The organism is Pseudomonas sp. FG98, from assembly GCF_057808595.1.
Window position 1 is genome coordinate 252,505 of the sequence record NZ_JBMDIJ010000001.1, and the last position, 19,655, is coordinate 272,159.

At 57.4% G+C, this 19,655-nt stretch carries 19 protein-coding genes; 7 read left to right on the top strand and 12 right to left on the bottom strand.

The features are described from left to right. Window positions 1-111: 111 nt before the first annotated feature. The 3 genes from ACODSK_RS01175 to ACODSK_RS01185 are packed head-to-tail and all read left to right on the top strand — an operon-like array spanning window position 112 to window position 2,803. Window positions 112-1,701: an MFS transporter gene (locus ACODSK_RS01175; RefSeq protein ID WP_489013211.1), complete on the top strand. Its 1,590-nt coding sequence runs from the start codon at window positions 112-114 to the stop codon at window positions 1,699-1,701. Window positions 1,702-1,735: 34 nt separating this feature from the next. Then, complete coding sequence (locus ACODSK_RS01180) at window positions 1,736-2,359, top strand: DedA family protein (protein ID WP_489013212.1); 624 nt, start codon at window positions 1,736-1,738, stop codon at window positions 2,357-2,359. 39 nt (window positions 2,360-2,398) lie between these two features. Further along, window positions 2,399-2,803 carry a DoxX family protein gene (locus tag ACODSK_RS01185; RefSeq protein ID WP_489013214.1) on the top strand — a complete coding sequence of 135 codons (405 nt, stop codon included), beginning with the start codon at window positions 2,399-2,401 and terminating at the stop codon, window positions 2,801-2,803. 76 nt (window positions 2,804-2,879) lie between these two features. Here ACODSK_RS01185 and ACODSK_RS01190 read toward each other — a convergent pair whose 3' ends face one another. Both ACODSK_RS01190 and ACODSK_RS01195 read right to left on the bottom strand, forming a co-directional pair. Then, window positions 2,880-3,989: a DmpA family aminopeptidase gene (locus tag ACODSK_RS01190; RefSeq protein WP_489013216.1), complete on the bottom strand. Its 1,110-nt coding sequence runs from the start codon at window positions 3,987-3,989 to the stop codon at window positions 2,880-2,882. A gap of 12 nt (window positions 3,990-4,001) precedes the next feature. After that, complete coding sequence (locus ACODSK_RS01195; RefSeq protein ID WP_489013218.1) at window positions 4,002-5,363, bottom strand: APC family permease; 1,362 nt, start codon at window positions 5,361-5,363, stop codon at window positions 4,002-4,004. Window positions 5,364-5,558: 195 nt separating this feature from the next. Here ACODSK_RS01195 and ACODSK_RS01200 point away from each other — a divergent pair, with 195 nt between their 5' ends. Continuing rightward, window positions 5,559-6,332 (top strand): helix-turn-helix transcriptional regulator, encoded by a 774-nt coding sequence (locus ACODSK_RS01200; protein WP_489013220.1) that lies wholly within the window; start codon window positions 5,559-5,561, stop codon window positions 6,330-6,332. Window positions 6,333-6,415: 83 nt separating this feature from the next. Beyond that, entirely contained in the window at window positions 6,416-6,937 is a 522-nt protein-coding gene (locus ACODSK_RS01205; protein ID WP_489013222.1) for a hypothetical protein, read from the top strand. A gap of 274 nt (window positions 6,938-7,211) precedes the next feature. Here ACODSK_RS01205 and ACODSK_RS01210 read toward each other — a convergent pair whose 3' ends face one another. Beyond that, window positions 7,212-7,955 carry a helix-turn-helix domain-containing protein gene (locus ACODSK_RS01210; protein ID WP_489013223.1) on the bottom strand — a complete coding sequence of 248 codons (744 nt, stop codon included), beginning with the start codon at window positions 7,953-7,955 and terminating at the stop codon, window positions 7,212-7,214. A 528-nt stretch (window positions 7,956-8,483) separates the two neighbouring features. Between ACODSK_RS01210 and ACODSK_RS01215 the strand changes: the two genes are divergently transcribed. Both ACODSK_RS01215 and ACODSK_RS01220 read left to right on the top strand, forming a co-directional pair. Then, window positions 8,484-9,764 (top strand): hypothetical protein, encoded by a 1,281-nt coding sequence (locus ACODSK_RS01215; protein ID WP_489013224.1) that lies wholly within the window; start codon window positions 8,484-8,486, stop codon window positions 9,762-9,764. 144 nt (window positions 9,765-9,908) lie between these two features. Continuing rightward, window positions 9,909-10,895 carry a hypothetical protein gene (locus tag ACODSK_RS01220; protein WP_489013226.1) on the top strand — a complete coding sequence of 329 codons (987 nt, stop codon included), beginning with the start codon at window positions 9,909-9,911 and terminating at the stop codon, window positions 10,893-10,895. 311 nt (window positions 10,896-11,206) lie between these two features. Here ACODSK_RS01220 and ACODSK_RS01225 read toward each other — a convergent pair whose 3' ends face one another. From ACODSK_RS01225 to ACODSK_RS01265, 9 genes are all read right to left on the bottom strand, one after another. After that, window positions 11,207-12,634: a UvrD-helicase domain-containing protein gene (locus ACODSK_RS01225; RefSeq protein WP_489013227.1), complete on the bottom strand. Its 1,428-nt coding sequence runs from the start codon at window positions 12,632-12,634 to the stop codon at window positions 11,207-11,209. Further along, window positions 12,627-14,333, bottom strand: coding sequence for an ATP-dependent nuclease (locus ACODSK_RS01230; RefSeq protein WP_489013229.1), 1,707 nt, complete (start codon window positions 14,331-14,333; stop codon window positions 12,627-12,629). Before ACODSK_RS01230 ends, ACODSK_RS01225 begins: the two co-directional genes overlap by 8 nt. Window positions 14,334-14,592: 259 nt before the next feature. Continuing rightward, a complete protein-coding gene (locus ACODSK_RS01235; protein WP_489013230.1) occupies window positions 14,593-15,141 on the bottom strand; it encodes an arsinothricin resistance N-acetyltransferase ArsN1 family B in 549 nt (182 codons plus the stop codon). Next, window positions 15,134-16,216: an ArsO family NAD(P)H-dependent flavin-containing monooxygenase gene (locus ACODSK_RS01240; protein WP_489013232.1), complete on the bottom strand. Its 1,083-nt coding sequence runs from the start codon at window positions 16,214-16,216 to the stop codon at window positions 15,134-15,136. Before ACODSK_RS01240 ends, ACODSK_RS01235 begins: the two co-directional genes overlap by 8 nt. 25 nt (window positions 16,217-16,241) lie before the next feature. Then, on the bottom strand, window positions 16,242-16,745 hold the full coding sequence (locus tag ACODSK_RS01245) for a cyclin-dependent kinase inhibitor 3 family protein (protein WP_489013234.1): 504 nt from the start codon (window positions 16,743-16,745) through the stop codon (window positions 16,242-16,244). Between the two features lie 4 nt (window positions 16,746-16,749). Further along, complete coding sequence (arsH, locus tag ACODSK_RS01250; RefSeq protein ID WP_489013236.1) at window positions 16,750-17,463, bottom strand: arsenical resistance protein ArsH; 714 nt, start codon at window positions 17,461-17,463, stop codon at window positions 16,750-16,752. A gap of 23 nt (window positions 17,464-17,486) precedes the next feature. Continuing rightward, the gene (locus ACODSK_RS01255) at window positions 17,487-17,957 is read right to left on the bottom strand and encodes an arsenate reductase ArsC (protein WP_489013238.1); all 471 of its coding nucleotides are present in this window, start codon (window positions 17,955-17,957) and stop codon (window positions 17,487-17,489) included. 14 nt (window positions 17,958-17,971) lie between these two features. Further along, window positions 17,972-19,255 carry an arsenic transporter gene (locus ACODSK_RS01260; protein ID WP_489013239.1) on the bottom strand — a complete coding sequence of 428 codons (1,284 nt, stop codon included), beginning with the start codon at window positions 19,253-19,255 and terminating at the stop codon, window positions 17,972-17,974. 29 nt (window positions 19,256-19,284) lie between these two features. Next, window positions 19,285-19,641, bottom strand: coding sequence for a metalloregulator ArsR/SmtB family transcription factor (locus ACODSK_RS01265; RefSeq protein WP_489013241.1), 357 nt, complete (start codon window positions 19,639-19,641; stop codon window positions 19,285-19,287). Window positions 19,642-19,655 lie beyond the last annotated feature (14 nt).

The window sequence follows — 19,655 nt, forward strand, 5'->3', positions numbered from 1 at the left end:
AGTCATTCCACGAAACCGCTATTTGTGCACGCCAATAGCGACAGTAAAGTGGCCGCCATAACGCCGGGCCCCGCCTGGACCAAGACTCCCCCTCTCGAAGGCGACAACGGAATGACCACATCGACATCAGGCGCCTGGAGCCCCCTGCGCAACACCACCTTCCGCATGCTGTGGATCGCGACCATCGCCTCCAACATCGGCACCTGGATGCACGAGGTCGGCGCCGGCTGGCTGATGACCACGCTGTCCACCAATCCGTTGCATGTCGCGCTGATCCAGGTCGCGGGCTCGCTGCCCATGTTCTTCCTGGCCCTGCCGGCCGGCGCAGCGGCCGATATCGTCGACAAACGCCGCTACCTGTTGCTGGTCCAGCTATGGATGTCGGCGGTGGCCGTGACCCTGGCCAGCCTGACCCTGCTGGGCCTGATGAACGTGCCCCTGCTGCTGACCCTGACCCTGGCGTTGGGCATCGGCACCGCCTTGATGATGCCCGCCTGGAGTGCGCTCACCCCCGAGCTGGTGGGCAAGGAAGACCTGCCCAATGCGGTGGCGATTTCCAGTGTCGGCATCAACGTGTCGCGGGCGATCGGGCCGGCGCTGGCAGGTCTGGTGGTCAGCCTGGTCGGTCCGTGGCTGACCTTCGCCCTCAACGCCATCTCGTTCGCCGGTGTCATCCTGGTGCTGTTCACCTGGAAACGCGAAGTGAAGGAACCGCTGCTTCCTGCAGAGCGCTTCCTCGGCGCCATGCGCACCGGACTGCGCTTTGCCCGCAGCTCCCGGCCGCTGCAGGCGGTACTGGTTCGCGCCCTCGCCTTCTTCCTGTTCGCCAGCGCCGGAACTTCGCTGCTGCCATTGATCGTGCGCGGTGAAATGCACGGCACGGCCGCCGACTTCGGCATGCTGCTCGCGGCCATCGGCATCGGTGCCGTCGCCGGTGCGACCCTTCTGCCACGTCTGCGGGAGCGCATCAGCCGGGATCGCCTGGTCATGCTCGCCAGCCTGGTCTACGCGGTGTTCCTGCTGGTGCTGGCTTCGGTGCGCAACTTCTATGTGCTGATGCCGGCGATGCTGCTTAGCGGCGCGGCCTGGATCGCCGTGCTCTCCAACATGCAGGTCGCCGCCCAGACCGCGGTACCGGCCTGGGTCAGGGCACGAGCGCTGTCGGTGTACATCCTGGTGTTCTTCGGTGCCATGGCCGGTGGCGGCCTGCTCTGGGGCACCCTCGCCAGCCACGCCTCGATCACCCTGAGCCTGCTGCTCGCCGCGGCCGGTCTGACCGTCGGCACTCTCGTCACCTGCAAGGTGGCGTTGCCCGAGACCGAAGCCGAGGAGCTGGCACCTTCACTGCACTGGCCAACGCCGCTGCTCAGCGCCGACCAGGACCAGGAACGCGGCCCGGTCATGGTGACCATCGAGTACCACATCGATCCCGACCAGGCCCACGCCTTCCTTGAAGCCGCCCGCGACCTGGAAGCGATGCGCAAGCGCAATGGTGCCTTGTCCTGGGGGCTGATGCAGGACAGTGCCGAACCTGCCATCTGGCAAGAGTTCTTCTTCGAGGAATCCTGGCTCGAACACCTGCGCCATCACCACCGGGTCACCCGTGGCGAACTGAAGATCGAGGCCCGGGCCAGGGCGTTTCAAACCGACGGTGTGCCGGTGCGGATTCGTCACCTGCTGGCTGAAAGGCATTCCCACTGAATCTGCTTTCATCCCTTTTGCCAGAGGTGTCGCCATGGGTCTTGTCGAGAGCTTCGCAACCAATCATCCGTTGTCACTGCTGGCCCTGAACGTATTCGGCGATCAGCTCGGCCTGCCGGTGCCGTCCTACCCGTCGCTGGTGCTGGCCGGAGCCTTCGCCAGCGAGCAGGGCTCCCCGGATCCCGCGCTGATCGTCGCGCTGGCGATGCTCTGCTGCCTGCTGGCCGACAGCCTCTGGTACTGCCTCGGCGCACGCTTCGGTGACGCCCTCACCCGCCACATCGGGCACAGCTCGCCAAGGATGAGTGCCGCCCTGGCCCGGGGGCGAAAAGCCTACCTGCGGCATGGGCCGGTGGTGCTGGTGTTCGCCAGGTTCATCCCGGGAGCGGGCGCGGTTTCCACCTTGCTGGCGGGGCAGATCGGCATGAGCAAGGCGCACTTCGTTACCTGCAGCCTGCTGGGTTCAATGCTCTGGAGCAGCAGTGCACTGGCTCTGGGCGCTGGCTTCGGCGAAGCGATCCTCCATGCCTTCGACAGCCTCAAGGACTACCTGGAGATTGGCCTGGTGACACTGGGGGCTGGAGTGCTTGCTTTGCTGATTTTCCGGGTGGCCCCCTCGGCGTTGAGGCATGCCATGGGGCGTCCGCTCAGCCGCTAGGTATCGACACTTTCACTTCTCGAAACAAGGTCTCATCGAATGAATATCCAACGCCTCACAAAAGACCTCTCGTTGCCCCTCGGCCTGCTCTTTCTGAGGGTTTCGGCGGCCGTGCTACTGCTGCAGATCCATGGTTTGCCGAAGCTGCTCAACTGGAGCGTCGAGCTGCAGCGGATCGAGGATCCGTTTGGACTGGGGGCAACACTGACCCTGGCAATGGCGGTGTTTGCCGAGGTGGTTTGTCCGCTGTTGCTGATCCTCGGTGTGTTTGCCCGACTGGCTTGCCTGCCGGTACTGGCCGTGCTCGGTGTGGCGCTGGTGGTGGTGCACCCGGAGTGGACACTGGGAGAGGCGCAGTTCGCCTGGCTGTTTGCCGTGCTGTATGCGGGGTTGGCCATTACCGGGCCGGGGGATTGGGTCGTCAGGCTGCCCAAGTCACTGTGATGAAGCGGACGCCAGGGAGAGCCGCGCCAAGCATGGCGGCCTGATTGAAAGCCGCCTTGCCATCTCTCCCGGCGGCTCAGTCCTCGGGTTTTGCTTGCCAGCCCACTTGCTCCAGCGCATGCAGCAAACGAGAGCCGCTCAACGCGGGAACTTCCCTCCCATCAGCCGCATGCATGGTCCGCCCGGCCAGCAGCGCATTGATGATCGCCTCTTCGACCGCTTCCGCCGCCGCCCCGAACAGGGAGGAGATGTGATCGTTGTTGACCATCTCGACCCTGGCGGTCCTGGGCAGGTCGCGACGGTTGTAGTCGGCCTGGGCCAATCCGGTATTGCCCGTGGAGAACGCCAGGAAGATGTCCCCACTGGAGTCATCGGTGCCGCCCCCGGTGCGGGCGATGCCCAGCGAGGCACGCTGGGCCAGTCGCTGGCACTGGTGCGGCAACAACGGAGCGTCAGTGGCCAGTACCACGACGATCGAGCCCATGCCGGGGGTATCCTGCCGGGCAAAGGGCGACGGGATATCGAGCAGTGCCCGCCCGACAGGGTAGCCATCCACGCGCAGTTCCCGGCGTTGACCATGGTTAGCCTGCACGAATGCGCCAACGGTCCATGCGCCTTGCTCCTCCGGCAAGCGCCGAGAGGCCGTGCCGATGCCGCCTTTGAATTCGTGGCAGATCATGCCGGTGCCGCCACCCACGGCACCTTCGGCCACGGGTCCGGAGGCCGCAGCCGCCAACGCCTGCCGGACCAGCCCGGCATCCACATGCTGTCCCCAGATATCGTTGAGCACACCGTCATAGGTCTCCATGACCACCGGCATGCACCAGTACACCGACGGGTCCGCCAGCGTTGCATGCTCGTGGGCGATGAGTGCATCACGCACCACGCCGACACTGTGGGTGTTGGTGGTCGCGATGGGGGTGGTCAGCAGCCCCGCCTCGCGGATCCACTCGAGCCCCGTGGCATCGCCATTGCCGTTGAGCACATGGCAGCCCGCGAAGCACGGCTGGAAACGTGCCGCACCGTCTCGTGGCTCGATCACGCTGACGCCTGTACGCACCGGCTTGCCTTCGTGGGTTGTTTCCAGGCTCGCATGGCCGACACGCACGCCTGGCACATCGGTAATGGCGTTGTGCGGACCGGGTTGGCCAAGCCCCAGGGTGATGCCTAAATCACGTGCTCGCATGCTGTATCTCACTCAGAGTTTTTGGAACGCAGGGCTCAGCTTGCCGTAGGTGCCGTAGAGCACCAGGGACGAAACCAGGATTCCAAGGAGGACGAATATATCGCGGGCGGATGCACTGCCCAGCAATGTCACCAGCAGGTAGCCGGCCCCGATCACCGCCACCATTGCAGGCAGAGGCCACAACGGCATGCGGTACGGATGCTCGCGATCGCGGCGCAGCACACGGCTGAACAGCGCGCACAAGCCAACGACAAGGTAGACGCAGAGAATCAGCAGGACGGTGAAGGACGTCAGTTCCGAAAGGTTCGAGCTAAAGGTCAGCGCTGCTGACGGAACGGCCAGGAACAGCGTGGCCAGCCACGGAGAATCCCACTTGGGATGGATACGGGTGAAGGCACGATTCATTGCCGGCATCCACAGTTCATCCCGACCGCTGCTGTAGATCACCCGCCCGATCTGGATGACCAGGGCAATGATGGCGTTGAACACCGACAGGAAGATGCCTGCGCTGACCAGCCTCGACAGGGTTTCATTGCCATGGGCGGTCAGCAGGTAGCCGATCGGGTCGGGGCTGGCCAGCATGTCTTCCAGGGACGGTGCGCCCACCAGCAGGGCGACCAGGGGAATGACCTCGATTGCGAGCACCAGCACGAGGGACCACAGCACAGCCTTGGGGATACCGCGGCCGCCGCACTTCATGTCCTCGCTGAGAAGCACCGCCCCACCGTAGCCGTTGAAGGAAAAAAGCGCCGTTCCTATCGCACCGACGACCAGGGCCCAGGGCGCCGCCTGCAGGATCCCGTGGTCCACCATCAGCGGATTGATCAGGGTGCTCACCGGCTGCTGGGCATGACCGAAGCCCAGCACCACGATCACCATCAGCGCCGCAACCTCGAGGAACAGGCAAGCGCCGGTGACCCAGGCGTTCAGCTTGATATTCAGGATGCCCAGCAAATAGCTCAACGCGACGATCACCAGCGCCACGGTCTGGCCGTCGAACCCGGTTCCCAGCGCAGCATTGAGGTAGGTCGCGGCGCCTGTCGCCAGGACCGGCGGGATGAACAGCAGCATCGCCAGCACGGTCAGGAAAGTGGCATACCCCGCCATTCCGCCGAATACCCGCTTGGCAAAGACATACTCGCCACCTGCCGCAGTGTGGGCACGCCCCAGCTCGGCGTAGCACAGCGCGAACATCAGGGCCAACACACCGCCCAGGACGAAGGCCCAGATCACGCCGGTGCCGGCCTGGGCGATCGCGAACGGGGCGATGACGAAAACGGAACTGGCGGGTGTGACGGACGATACGGTGATTGCCACCACATCGGGCACGCTGAGCGTGGGCTTCAGTTCAGGGGGAGCATTACGGGACGTCATGTGTTCATCCTCACGTTGTTGTACGAGTTAGGGGAGGCAGAACGGAAATGAGTTTTTTTGCGGGCTCGTTGGCGCGCTTGATGACGCCGACTGTAGGCAGCGGCCTGCGGGTGAACAATTCCCCGATGGGGGTACCCCCGTTGACAGTCACCGGGAATCACGTACCAATGCCGGACCCCAGCAGAGGAATCCGCCGTGGATAGCCTGTTTCATGAAGTCATCCGTCACGCCGCTCTGGCGAGAACCATCGAGCACATCGGCGGCCCGCGCTTCTGGCGGCAATTCATCCTTTTGCTGCGCCAGCTGGTGCCCTTCGACAATGCGCTGGCTATCCACTTCCCCGCGCAAGGCGCACCCCAGGCCCTGGAGGAATACGACGCGGCACCGGCGGCAACGGCCAGTGCGCTGTACCTCGACGGACTCTATCTGCTGGACCCGTTCTACCAGGCCGCTCACGAAGGCCTGGCGAGCGGCTTCTACCACCTTGAAGAAGTTGCCCCGGATCACTTTCGGCAGAGCGACTACTACCTGAACTACTTCCAGGACCATGTGCTGGTCGACGAAGTGCAATACCTGCTGCAGGTGCCAGGCGGCGTCCTGTCGCTATCCCTCGGCATGAGCAGGGCATTCGACCCGGCCGAGCTGGGCAAGCTGGCCCTGGCGAGCGCATGGGTACTAGCCCTGCTGGGACAGCACTGGACCAGGGCCGCCATACCTGATAATCCACAGCCCCACGTCAGCGATGCGCTGGCGAGATTCGGCGAAGGCGTGCTGTCGGAACGAGAGCTCGAGATCGTGCGCCTGGTCCTTCGTGGCTACTCCTCCAAAGCCATGGCGCAGCGCCTGGGCATCTCACCCGAGACCATCAAGGCCCATCGTCGGCATCTCTACGCGAAACTGGATATCTCGTCGCAACCCGAACTGTTTTCACTGTTCATTCGCGGGCTTGGATTTTCCGAGGAGGGCTAGGCGGGATACGACGGCATTGCCCTTTGAAATCTATGCTTGGCTCAAGTTGTTCGCCGCAGGCGAATGGAAAGGAGCGACAAGCCATGTTCAAGATCAGGGACGACCTTTTTGCGGGCAACAAATGGTTGGTGTCGAGCGTTGTTTTCGCCCTGGGTTTTCTAATGTTCCTGGGGTTTTATGTTTACGCCCGGGCGAATGAGCCTGCTGTTTCGGATGGCGTGTTATTGCGAACCGAAGGCAGGTTCGTCGCCATTGCATCCAGTACGCAAAGAAGCACCACTTTCGTTGTAGAGGTGGGTGATTCGGGCAAACTTTTGAAGTTCAGTGCGGTGGAGGGCTACACCAGAGTCCGGAGCGGTTTCAGCAAGGGCATTGGGCAGAATATCGTGCTGCGGCACTATGGACGGTCGGTTGTTGCTTGCTGGATTGACGGTGTCGAGTATTGCACTGCGATTTGTCGTCGGCAGTATGAGTGCGAACTCAATCTGTACCGGGCCAGTATCTCGACCTTCGAGAACTCTCTGTATACGGCGTTTGGGTTGGCTGTTATCTGCCTGGTGGTTTATTTCTTGAAAAGGCAAGGCGCTGATTCAGGGGCTAGCTAGGTCCTTCAACTTGAATCGCTGTGGCCGCCCTCCGTAGGGAGAGCAGCCACAGGTAACCGCTTCTATTTTTTGGTAACGGGCTGATTTCCGACAATAAAGTCTGTCATCTCAGAAGCCTGCATTCCGGGGGTTCTGGAGTCATCCGACAACTCGGTAAAGCTGTCACAGCCAGCAAAATTCCACGCTCACGGCGAGGCAACAAACAATAAAGACTGTCACCTATTAGTATCTTATTGATAAATATAGAAATTCTACATTTCGCCGCCCTCAGCACTCACATCGCCCAACTGTGAATTCGGACACCGGACTCTTCGCACCATCGTCTCCAGATCTCCATACATTCCCAATCCGAGCAGCGGAGGTGGACATCTGCCGTCTTCAATTGGTAACAGTCAAATCGCGCGGCCTCCCAGGCGCGCGACGACACCCGGTAGATCTTGACCGCTGAGCCTAGAAGACCCACGTGTTCCAAGGCATGAATAAGGTACTGAAGGTTCAGCCTGCCACCGCCGTTAGAATTAAACGAGCACAACAGATTGCCTACGTGAATTTCTCGATAGCCTGCAGCCTCGCGCTCAAAGGTAATGTAGCTATACAAATCTCCCCGCTCGGATGGATTGCAGATCACTACAGGCGAAAACCCCTGTGCCAAATACTGGGCACAGGTGGGTGTGTCCACGCTAAATGACCTGAAAACTGAAGCGGTGCCACCGTCGAGAAAATCGGGGTTAAGGAAGAACCTCGCTTCCAGCTCGCGCGTGAGCTGTAAGGGAAACTCCTGCGCGCCGGCCTCAAAGGCTTCCAACTGCGATACCTGAGACAAGCCAATCACCTCACACATCTGGCGCATACTCAGCCCCAGCAGATCCTGCCGCAGAATACGGATGCGGTGGCCAACATCCACAGCGTAACTTTGCGATTCCGGCGCCGCTGGTGCGGAGGGCTTACGGGTGAGCATTCGATCAATCAGTGCTTTAACTATCGCCTGAATTGCGGCCGTTCCTGCAGTTTCCAGCATGGGTCTCATCCTCCGATGGGGTACTGGCTTTGAATATCTATACCCTTGGACGCCCTGGTGTATATGCATACAGCATCTCAAACATGACGCTCGCTTTCCTCTTCGGTCAGGGAAACGAACAAGACGTTTGCAGGGCAAGGTGTGATTTTCGTAATCTCACTTTGATACTACTGAAATGGAAGTCGACCTATGATTACGCTAAAAACTGCCATCATCCATAGCTTAAAAAATTGGCTCATACCGAGTTTGTATGCGAAAGCAGGAATACGCGCCCTCCCAAAAAATCGAGGGGGCATAGTTAAGTCGAGTCGATGTCACCATCGATCCTTTAAAAATAGATGCAGTCAGAAACACATCATAATAGATAAATTTAGACGGCTTATTGACTGCCCCTAGTTAAAGATAGCCTATTCGAAGCAGCGGTGAATTTAATCATCCAAAGTCACTTGAAAGATATAGCGTAAAACCAAATAACGCGTCTACTTTAATACATGAAACTCTTAACGAAACAAAAAAGGAAATAGAGCAATGGATGAACTCGACACTAAAAAAATCCATCTAATAAACCAGAAGCGCTTAACACAAGAGCTTAGATCTTTGCTTCCGAAATATATCGAACACCTTAAGACAAAAGATGATCCTACCTATGAAGGTTCCTTTCATGTTTTTGAGGAAAGCGAGAGGTTGTACGATGCTCTTTTTTCCACCGACTATTCGAAAAGGCACCTAGACTGGGAATTCTTTCAATCAGTGCTCCACGAACTTATTTGCCAAGAAGAAATTTATGACGCCGCGGAAATAGCTAGGCGTGTCGCCACTTTCATTGAAGATTATAAAGACTCGCTAGACTGGGTGGCCATCAACCCCATACGAACACCACCTTCACTATTTAAAATGTTTCGAAATTACTCACTGACCAGAGTAAAAAAATTTGGTCGATTTCATTTGATTCCCGCCACAAAAAGCGCCAAAGAACTTGAGTCACGACTGAAAAGAATATATGGCGTAAAAAATGTATGCTCTACAAGTTTCTCACACAAAAGCGATGAAGGAACAAGTAGTGGAGCATTGAAAAAACTTCCACTCTTGACGTTCGAGGTTCATGGCTCTGAAGAATCCAGAAATGAAAGCTCTGAATCAAAGCGCAGTTATTTCTTCAGCCTGCTTGAGGTTTATGCTGTTCTGAACGGCGGACGACGCAACCCGTGGCCTAGGGGAGTCGAGCCCGTTTACCACTCCTTCTTTGTTGGAAAGAATGACGGGGAAGTAGCTCGGACCACATTAGATTTCCAATGTTTTTTGAGCACCAATCTTTCTGACGATCTTTTTAAATATCTCAGAAAGCATCAATTCGAAAGCTTCGTTAATCAAATATTTTCTCGAAGAGATAAAATATTTTCGAGAATCAGAAGCGCCTTATATTTCTTCACAAAAGGCTTATACACAAACGACAAAGTGCTCGAGTTTGTTAGCTATGTAATCGCTCTTGAGGCATTATTCTCTAGAGACAAAAATACGCCAATAAAAATCACATTGGCAGAATACACAGCGTTACTTTGCTACCCTAAGGCCAAGCGTTTAGAAATGCACAACTCCATAAAAAACATATACGACGTCCGCTCAAGACTGGTTCACACAGGAAAATTTAGACTAGAGCACTCTATGATAGATGAGACCAGAAACATTGCCGCAACTGCGATTTACCACTATTTTAAACTTTACAAGAAGTTGTTAGACTCCAACAGTCATGGTGACATTGAGAATCAGTTATTCGACCATTTGAGGGATTTACGCCTAGGAATAGCTTGAGAATTTAACCCTCGCTAGCACATACAAGCTACCGCTATAAATATCCACAGGGAAATTATGAGTATTTACAAAATTCTGTTTCGAGTCTTGCTCCCACTGAGTATATTGGTCCCCGTGATCATATTACTTCAGTACAGACTGCACATGAGTGGAGAAATATCAAGCGACCCGCAACATTGGGGCGTTTTTGGTTCCATTTTGGGCGGGGTGTTCACACTGGTCGGTGGACTGGCTACGACTCTGACATTGTTATTCTTAAACCAGCAGCAGAAACTAAACGCAGAAGCTATTAATAGACAGGTTAGCACACTAACATTTGATCAATATGTAAAGCATCTAGAGCACTTCAAAATCTTCATGGAAACTGTGGGAAAGCGAAACCGTATTAAATTTTCAGATATAGATAGGCTTTACCATTTTATTTTCCCTGAAAATAGACCTACCTCATGCACGTTTAAAGTAGATCTAAACAAGCCAGGCAAAGAAAATGCACTAGACGAATTATCCAAAAACCTAAAAGACCTAATCTTACATCTTGAAAACCCAAAACAACAGACACCAGCGGAAAATGCGATTATCTGCTTAGCGCAATTACAAAAAACACTAATTATAAAATTCGACGAACATTTCAGTGGTAATGGCAATGTAAAACTAACCAAACAAAAAACAGGACTATTCCTAGACAAACTAGAGACCCAAACCAAAGCCATTGAAAGCGTCGTTGATGAGATAATGTATTTTTCAGGAAATGAAAGAATTTCAGCCTCAAGAAGCATTACGGACTGGTTGACACCAACGAGAGAACTTATAAAAGTAATTTCATATGCAGAGGCAGACACGATAGCCCTAGAGCATTCTAACCGTGGTGCACAGGGCTTATTAAAACTACATAAGCTAGTCCATAGCGCAAATATAATCGAAGAGCTGAAAACTGAAGTTAACAACCTCTACAGTGGCGAAAAACTCGTACAAATGCTCCAATTGGACTATGCAAAATCTCAGGGGCAAAAAATCGCGTCTACTTTAAGAATAATTTCAAATCAGCAAGAAACACAAAATGACTCACTCATTGATGAAGCAAAGGAAATTGTCGTTGAATTTTTTGATTACGACTATCGCTATTTCAACTAAATTTAGCTTTAGCACAAAACACAAGCCAATAATCCAGCGTCGCAAATCAACATAACTCTATGAAAAGTCAAAACGGGCTCGCTGAACCTGTATCACCTCGACCTTATTTCCTATAAGCAGGCCGATTACTACGACCTGGGAAACCAGATGGACCGAACCAATCGGTATCTGGTTCGTGGACTGAGAGATAGATGGCCAGCGTTCAATCCTGACCGCTCAAACGGCAAGCCCAGCAAGCCAAGCAAGGCGAAAGTCGCCGCCGCAAACAGCTTCGTGGCAGGATAGTCCGCTCAGCGTAACAGCGGACTCAGCTATCTCACGGGCAGGTGTCTACTGGACCCGATTATCGTGAGGGACTTGGTACCCCGCGTCATTGCAACGTACAGGTCTTTCGCATCAAGAGAGTCCGCATCCAGGATGACCGCGTGGTCGAACTCCAACCCCTTAACCAGCAGGGTGGTCCCGATGAGTTTTTTGTGGCGTACAGGACGACCCGAATGCCGCATGTCACGTTGATAGATCTTCCCTGCCTCAATAAGCGTCATCCCTTGGTTTTCACCATGCAGCTTCAGAATCTGAAGCAGCCGGTTTAAAAGATCACGCCGGTAGGCTCCGGTTTCAGGATTGGCTTTCAGCTCCAGGAAAAAGCTCATCAGATGTGAGCTGGTGGAGTCTTCAAGGTAAGCATTCGCTGCCTCTAAGAGTGCTGGATGCTTAGTGGTTTTCCGCAAGCCTGTAACCTCGCCACGCTTGGTGCCGGCTGTCAGCACACCAGCTACCCCAGTGAAACACTTCTTCGCAAACTCAACCGCCAAGAGAAAGCCTTTCTGGGTGGTTTTCGCCCCCTGCAACTGCTTGAGAAACGAGTGGAGACCTTTACCCTCGATTTCTTCTATTGAAGAAAATTTCCCAGCCATCCGACGGGCCAGTGCATGTGTCTTGTTCTTCGATTGCTGGTCCCCACCGTGCAGTGCGATAACACTTTCGTTGTGAGCCAGCAATTCATAGAGCGATGAGAATTGCTTGGCCTCCAAGAATTCAGGATCGGTCCGATACCGGACTACACAAGGTGGCCGATTGCCCAGCAAATCTATGTTTTGTCCCGCCTGGATCCTGTTGCGTACGTCTTTGAGCCAAGCGCCAAGCTGCGGATTATTAGCCCAGCGCCAAGGAATGTTCAGCTCACCCAAACATTCGAAGGTGGGGTAAATGCTCGCCTCCCAGTCCACCGGCTTCGAGCCGTCGAAATCAAAAATGGCCAGCATCGGATCACCGAGCACTCGGCAGGGCAGAAATTCGGCCAAGGCGCAAACAAGTGAGTGCTGAAGGTCTGAGCAATCTTGGTACTCGTCGACATAAACACCTGCGTAGGTGCTGGCGACGGCACGGCGAATGAACGACTTCCCAAGAAGGGCGGAGCAACTCACGTATAGCTGATTCCACTGTTCATCAGTCGGGTTGTCTGTAACCCATCCCGAGGTCTTCGGATACGCCAAGCACAAACGCAGTGACCAGCTCGCGATCGTGTCCACCTGGTACATTGAGGACGGCACGCCCAACGCATTCATTTTCGTCTTGATCGAGTTCACACCCGCAAAGGTGTGGGTCAACACGAGTTGTCTACCGGTAGATGCACGCACTGCCAACGCAATGAGTTGCGTCTTCCCATACCCCGCAGGGGCAATGACGTACCCTCTGCCAGCACAACCGTTCAGCTTGATGACCAATTCTTCAGACATGCTCGATCCACGCCCACAGTTGATTGAGCTGGATGGCAAGATTCGTCTTCGCGAACGCCTCGTCCTTGAACGCAGGCCTGATGGCCTTGAACCAGAGATCACCGCGGGTGATGTCTTTGAACCAGTTAGATTTCTTGGCCGTGTCGCCGATCGCCGTCCTCAATTCAGGACTGTCTTTCCAAGTGCCGAGATCGCTGTCGAGTGCACTGCCAAACTTGGACACGACTTGGTCACGAACGGAGTATCCGAAGCTGTCTCTTGCAAGCTGGACGCTCACAACAACATCAGCCCAAGGCAAATCGCGGAAGGCCCGTTGTTCTAGCGAGAGCTTGTCGCTCCACATGAAAACTGTAATTTCCAACGCAGTGAGTTCATCTGCATCAGCTTGGGAAAACTGGTCGTCAGCGTCAGCATCAGCAAATGCGGCGACGTGGTAGTGAAGCGCGTTAAAGGCCTTGGCAATTGCTTTCACCTTCGAGCCCCCACCGACGTCCAGCAACGCCACCCCATGGAACGACAGCGGATCCTTTGAGCTGTCGACCTGATAGTCATCAAATCCACGGAGGAAGCCGACCTCTGTGGCGCCTTCACATACGACGACCTTTTTTGCCAGGAAAGCATCGGAGCTCGAGCGAACCTTTCCTTGCAACCCGTGCTCTTCGAGACCTTTACCCGCTACGGGGGTGACCTGCACCACCCCATCTGCACGGTGTACAACGTAAAGCTCCTCCACGGTCAACTCGCGGAGCACCGTCGGTGAGTGGGTCGTCAGGAAATACTGGCCTTGGTCATCCTCTCTGATGTGTTTGATCAGTCGAGTGATCCGGTGAGGCTCCAAGCCAAACTCCACTTCGTCAAACAGAGTGATGTGGCCTTCCTCAAGCCCGACTTTCTGGATCCCGCACAACAGCATGCGCCTAGATCCAAGCCCCAGCTGCCGCAACGGAATTTCGCCGTCATGCAACACTAGCCCGCCCACCCTCAGATTGATGGAGTTCAGATCCAGATGCGCCTTGTATGCGTCGGTGACCGGTACCCCCAGGAGCTTGGCAATTTGTTGCGACTTCAATGCTGCAGCATCGAAATTCTTCAACGTCTCTGTCCGGTTAGCATCCAGTGACGATCGAGCATTCCTGGAGGCGTCTGCCAACAGTTCATTCAGGCTCTGTGTTTCAGTCAGCTTCGACAGGGCAGTACCCGTGGCCCAGGAAAGTTGCCGCTCGCTGAAAGCCCCGATCAAGCCGACACTGACCTTGTTTCTATCAGCCTGCTTGAACTGAACACCTTCCGGAGTTCGATCGCAGGTCACGACCCATTGAGGCTCAAGGTCCTTCCCAACGGTGAGCCTGACGGTGAGGACGCTCTCCAGGTGATCGTCAGGCTCATCTGCAATCGTGAGCGTGTCTTTGTCCCAACCCCTCAGGTACTGACCGTACTTCTTGAACGAGCAGAAATCATCGACTAGGTCGCCAATTGTCGCCTCAATGACAATGGACTCCTCGATGTTGCCCTTATGGAAGTCAGAATCACTGAGAGTGAGGTTCCACTGGGGATAGAACACATACCGTATCGCGTCCAGAATCGTCGACTTAGCCGAATCACCTTTGCCGATCAGGCAAAAGACGTGCCCCTCCGGTAGGTTCCACTCCAGCTCGCTGATACCTCGAAAGCTCTTGATATTCAGTCTTCTAATCTTCACTGACCAGCGTCTCCTTGAACCTCACCTATAGAAGCAGGGCCAGCCATTTGTGCAGCGCTGATGCTTAGCCTCCCACCACAGTCGATCATGACCATCACCCCGAGCCCCGAAACAACTCGCCATGGCCACCATCATGATGGCCACCAAGATAAGCACGAAACTAGAAAAGCAGCCACTGGGAGGGGGCCGATCCCGGAGAGGGCAAAACAAGTACGCTGAAAGACCAGCGTTTCGCACCGCAAGCCCCAGATCTACCTTTTCAGCAGATTGCTTGAAAACGCGCGGGATCATCAGGACGAAGGCTGTCACCACCCAGCTCAAACCTCCAATACCCCACGTCATGCCAGGCATCGAGCTTGAACCCGACCTGGGGAAACGTCCCGATGTGCTGGAAACCGAGTCGCTCGTGCAGCCCGACACTGCCTCCATTCGGCAAGGCAATGCCGGCATACGCCGAGCGATACCCCAGACGCTTCAAAACCGGCAGCAGCACGTCATAGAGGTGCCGACCAACCCCACTGCGGCGCTGACCCTCGGCGACATACACCGTCACATCCACCGCCCAGCGATACGCCGCACGCGCCCGGTGCTGGCTGGCGTAGGCATAGCCAATTACCCGGCCCTGCTGCACCGCCACCAGATACGGGTAGGTTTGCAGCGTCGTGGCGATCCGCTCCCGCATCTGCTCCACGCTCGGCACTGCCTCTTCGAATGAGATGGCCGTGTTGAGCACGATGGGTGCGTAGATAGCCTGGATCTCTTCTGCATCCTCTGGTCTGGCGACACGAATCTCGATTCCGCTACGCATCCGGCTGCTCCAAGCTGTTCAGATATTCGACTACTTCGTTGACGGTGCTGCGCGCGGTACGGGTGACTCCGATCAGCGTCGCTGAGGCCAGGCCGGTCCAGTCGCCATATCCGACCAGCCAGAGGCGCGGCTCACGAATAGAACGCGAACCGTCCACCTCGACCCTGCCGTCGTCATCCAGCACGCCCAGCGGCAGCAAGTGATCCAGCGCCGGCCGGAATCCGGTACACCAGATCACGGCATCGACCTGGGTTTTCTCACCGTTGGGCCAAGCGACCCCATCCGGCGTGAATGAAGCGAAAGGCCTTACAGCAAGAAGAGCCCCGCGCTCGCGAGCACGAACCACCGAGGGCACCATGACGATATCGCCAAGCCCGCCGACCGGTGCGTCGATAACACGGCCTTCCTGTTGAGCCTTGAGGCGCTCGGTAGCGCGTTCGAACAGCACCCGACCATCAACATCATCTGGCAGAAACGCCGGCTCCTCCGTGGTTACCCACGTAGCGTCGGCGACCTCGGACAGCTCCGCATAGATTTGCGCCCCCGAGTTGCCACCACCAACGACCAGCACCCGCTTTCCTTCGAAAGCCTCTGGTGACTGGTAATGAGCGGAGTGAATCTGCTGCCCCCGGAACAGCTCTGTCCCCGGATAGGCCGGAACATAGGGTTTGCTCCAGGTCCCCGTCGCGCTGATGACGGCACGGGCTTCCCAGTCGCGGTCCTTCGAGCGAACACGAAGGCCACGCCCGGTTCGCTCCACCGACGTGACGCTGACGGGGCGAGCGATTGGAAACCCGTAGCGCGCCTCGTACTGCTCCAGATAGCTGACCACGTGATCCCTATCGGGATTGCCTTCGGTGACTGGCGGCATCGGCCAGCCCGCGATCGAGCTCCATGCGGAGGGCGAGAACAGCGTCAGCGATTCCCAACCATGGCGCCACGCCCCGCCCGCAGCCTCTTCGGCGTCGAGCAGCAAGAACGACAGCTTGGCCCGCTTGAGAAAATAGGCCACCGTCAGCGCGGACTGCCCGCCGCCAATCACGATGACATCGAGTAGTTCGCCTTCGGTGGCCATGGTTTCTCCTGTCTGGCTGGAGCGCTCAGCCTTCGCCGAACTGGTTGATGTAGTTGATGTGCGCCGGCTTCTGAATCGCCCGTGGGCGAAGCGCCTGCACCCATGCGATCGCCTCGCGGCGCGGCATTCCGGATTCGATCAGCAGACGGGCAGCGAACAGCCCGGTGCGGCCGGAGCCGCCCTTGCAGTGGATGGCCAGGGCCTTGTTGGAAGCGAGCAAAGCGTCCAACTGGTGGCGAATCTCTCCTAACCGAGCCTCGAAGCTTTGATCAGGAGCCTGATCATCCTCGATCGGCAGCTGATACCACTCCAAGCCATGCTGCCTGGGCGCGACGCCAAGCTCGGCAACGCCGTTTTCCTGAAGCTCTGTATCCGACATCAGTGTCACCAGCGCCACGGCGCCAGCCTGCTTCAGCGTCTCCAGGCTTTCAGCAAGATCGCTGACCTGCGTGCCCGGGCAGGGTGTGAAAATCAGCGCTCCCGGGGCATGGGGCAGCGATTTCATCGAGTAGGGATGCGACATGCTCATGACCTCAAATGGACCGCTGATTGACTCGCCTGGACAGCTCTTCCGCCGACTCCTTGCGCTCGGAGTAGCGGTCCACCAGGTAATCCTGGCGATCGCGCAGCAGCAGGGTGAACTTGGTCAGCTCTTCCATCACATCGACCAGACGATCATAGAAGGAAGACGCCTTCATCCGCCCGGCGTCGTCGAACTCCAGGAACGCCTTGGGTACCGAGGACTGGTTGGGGATGGTGAACATCCGCATCCAGCGGCCCAGCACACGCAATTGGTTCACCACGTTGAACGACTGCGAACCACCGCAGACCTGCAGCACAGCCAGAGTCTTGCCCTGGGTTGGACGAACGGCGCCCATGGCCAGCGGTACCCAATCGATCTGTGCCTTGAACACGGCGCTCATCGAGCCGTGGCGCTCAGGCGAGCACCACACCTGGCCTTCGGACCATTGCATCAGCTCGCGCAGCTCCAGCACCTTCTCGTGTGAGTCCGGAGCGTCATCCGGCAGCGGCAGGCCGGAAGGATCAAAGATACGGGTTTCGGCACCGAACTCTTCCAGCAGGCGCGCAGCCTCCTGGACCATCAAGCGGCTGAACGAGCGCTCACGGGTCGATCCGTACAGCAGCAGGATGCGCGGTTTATGCGTGGAAGGATCCTTCGGTTCCAGCCGCTCCAGTGACGGCAGATCAAGCAGTTCTGGCTGGACATTGGGCAGATGGTCGTTCATTTCGGTCTCCATTGATCCAGGTCCTACAGCGCGCCGATGCGGGCAAGCTCGGCTTTCAGCTCGTCCTGGCTCAGTTGCGGGAAAGGCAGCGCAATGAAGGCGCGCACGCGCACATCGATCTTCGCCAGCGTGTTCTGGAAAGCCTCTTCGATCTCCGCTTCGCTCCCGCTGACTGCCGAAGGGTCGGCCAGGCCCCAGTGGGCTTTGAGCGATGGGCCGAAGAAGATCGGGCAGGCTTCGCCGGCAGCGCGGTCGCACACGGTGACGACAATGTCGGGAGGAGAGTTCTCGAAGGCATCCGAGGCCTTGCTCGACAGGCCAGCGGTGGAGATACCGGCGGCTTCCAGGGTCTTCAGTGCCCGCTCATTGACCTTGCCGCTTGGGAAGCTGCCCGAGCTCACAGCTTCCATACCCTCGGGGGCCAGGTGATTGAACAGCGCCTCGGACAGGATGCTGCGGCAGCTGTTGTGGGTGCACATGAACAAGACTTTCATCAGGTATCTCCGGTTCAAAAGCTCAGGCGGATGGCCAATGCGGCCAGGGTGGCAAGCAGGATCGGCAGCGTCAGGACGAAGCCGGTGCGGAAGTAGTAGCCCCAGGTGATGACGATGTTCTTGCGGGCCAGCACGTGCAGCCACAGCAAGGTGGCCAGGCTGCCGATGGGGGTGATTTTCGGGCCGAGGTCACAGCCGATGACGTTGGCGTAGATCATGGCCTCGCGCACGATGCCGGTGGCCTCGGCGGAGTGGATCGACAGCGCGCCTACCAGCACGGTGGGCATGTTGTTCATGACCGACGACAGGCCAGCGGCGAGCAGCCCCGTTCCAAGGGAAGCGCCCCAGATCCCGTAGCCGGCAAAGACATTGAGGATCTGCGTCAGGTAGTCGGTGAGGCCAGCGTTACGCAGCCCATAGACCACGAGGTACATGCCCAGCGAGAACACCACGACCTGCCAGGGCGCTTCCTTGAGCACCTTGCGAGTCGAAATCACATGCCCGCGAGCGGCGATCAGGTAGAGGATCAGCGCACAGGCGGCAGCGATGGCACTGATCGGAACGCCCAGCGGCTCAATGGCGAAGAAGCCGACCAGCAACAGCGCCAGCACCCACCAGCCGGCAACGAACGTCGCCTTGTCACGGATAGCGGCTTCGGGAGCCTTCAACTGGTCGAGTTCGTAGGTACGCGGCAGGTCCTTGCGGAAGAACCACAGCAGCATGCCCAAGGTGGCGGCGATACTGACCAGGTTCACCGGCACCATGACCGAGGCGTACTCGCTGAAACCGATGCCGAAGTAGTCGGCGGAGACGATGTTCACCAGGTTGGACACCACCAGCGGCAGGCTCGCGGTGTCGGCGATGAAGCCCGCCGCCATGACGAATGCCAGCGTCGCCGCCGGGGAAAAACGCAGGGCCAGCAACATGGCGATGACGATCGGGGTCAGGATCAGTGCCGCACCGTCGTTGGCGAACAACGCCGAGACGGCGGCGCCCAGCAGGATGATGAAGGCGAACAGCTTGCGGCTGCTGCCCTTGCCCCAGCGCGCCACGTGCAATGCCGCCCACTCGAAGAAGCCCGCCTCATCCAGCAACAGGCTGATGATGATGACGGCGATGAAGGTGGCGGTAGCGTTCCACACGATCTGCCAGACCACGGGGATATCGGACAGGCTCACGACGCCCGCCAGCAGTGCCACAACGGCCCCCAGTGCGGCGCTCCAGCCCACGCCCAGGCCTTTGGGCTGCCAGATGACGAGAAAGATCGTCACCAGGAAAATCAAAAATGCGATCAGCATGACTACAACTCAATCAGCGACGGGAGGGATCAAGCACAAGCCGCAGGGCTCTGCGGCCGCTCGCCCATTTCGGCGAGGCGCAGCGCATCGGGGCTCAACCATTCCTGGTTCGCATCGACCACGCCCTTCAGCATCACGTCCACCCACTGCGGCAGTTCGGGATGCAGTCGGTAGTACACCCACTGGCCTTTGCGGCGATCCATCAGGATTCCAGCCTCGCGCAACTGGGCCAAATGCCGGGAGATCTTCGGCTGGCTCAGTTCAAGCGCGTGGGTAAGTTCGCAGACACAGAGTTCGCCTTCGCGGGCGATCAGCAGGGTCATCCGGACCCGGGTGTCGTCAGCCAGGCATTTGAAAACGATGGGGGGAGTCAGGGCTTCCGGCATGTAGCCTCCTGGAG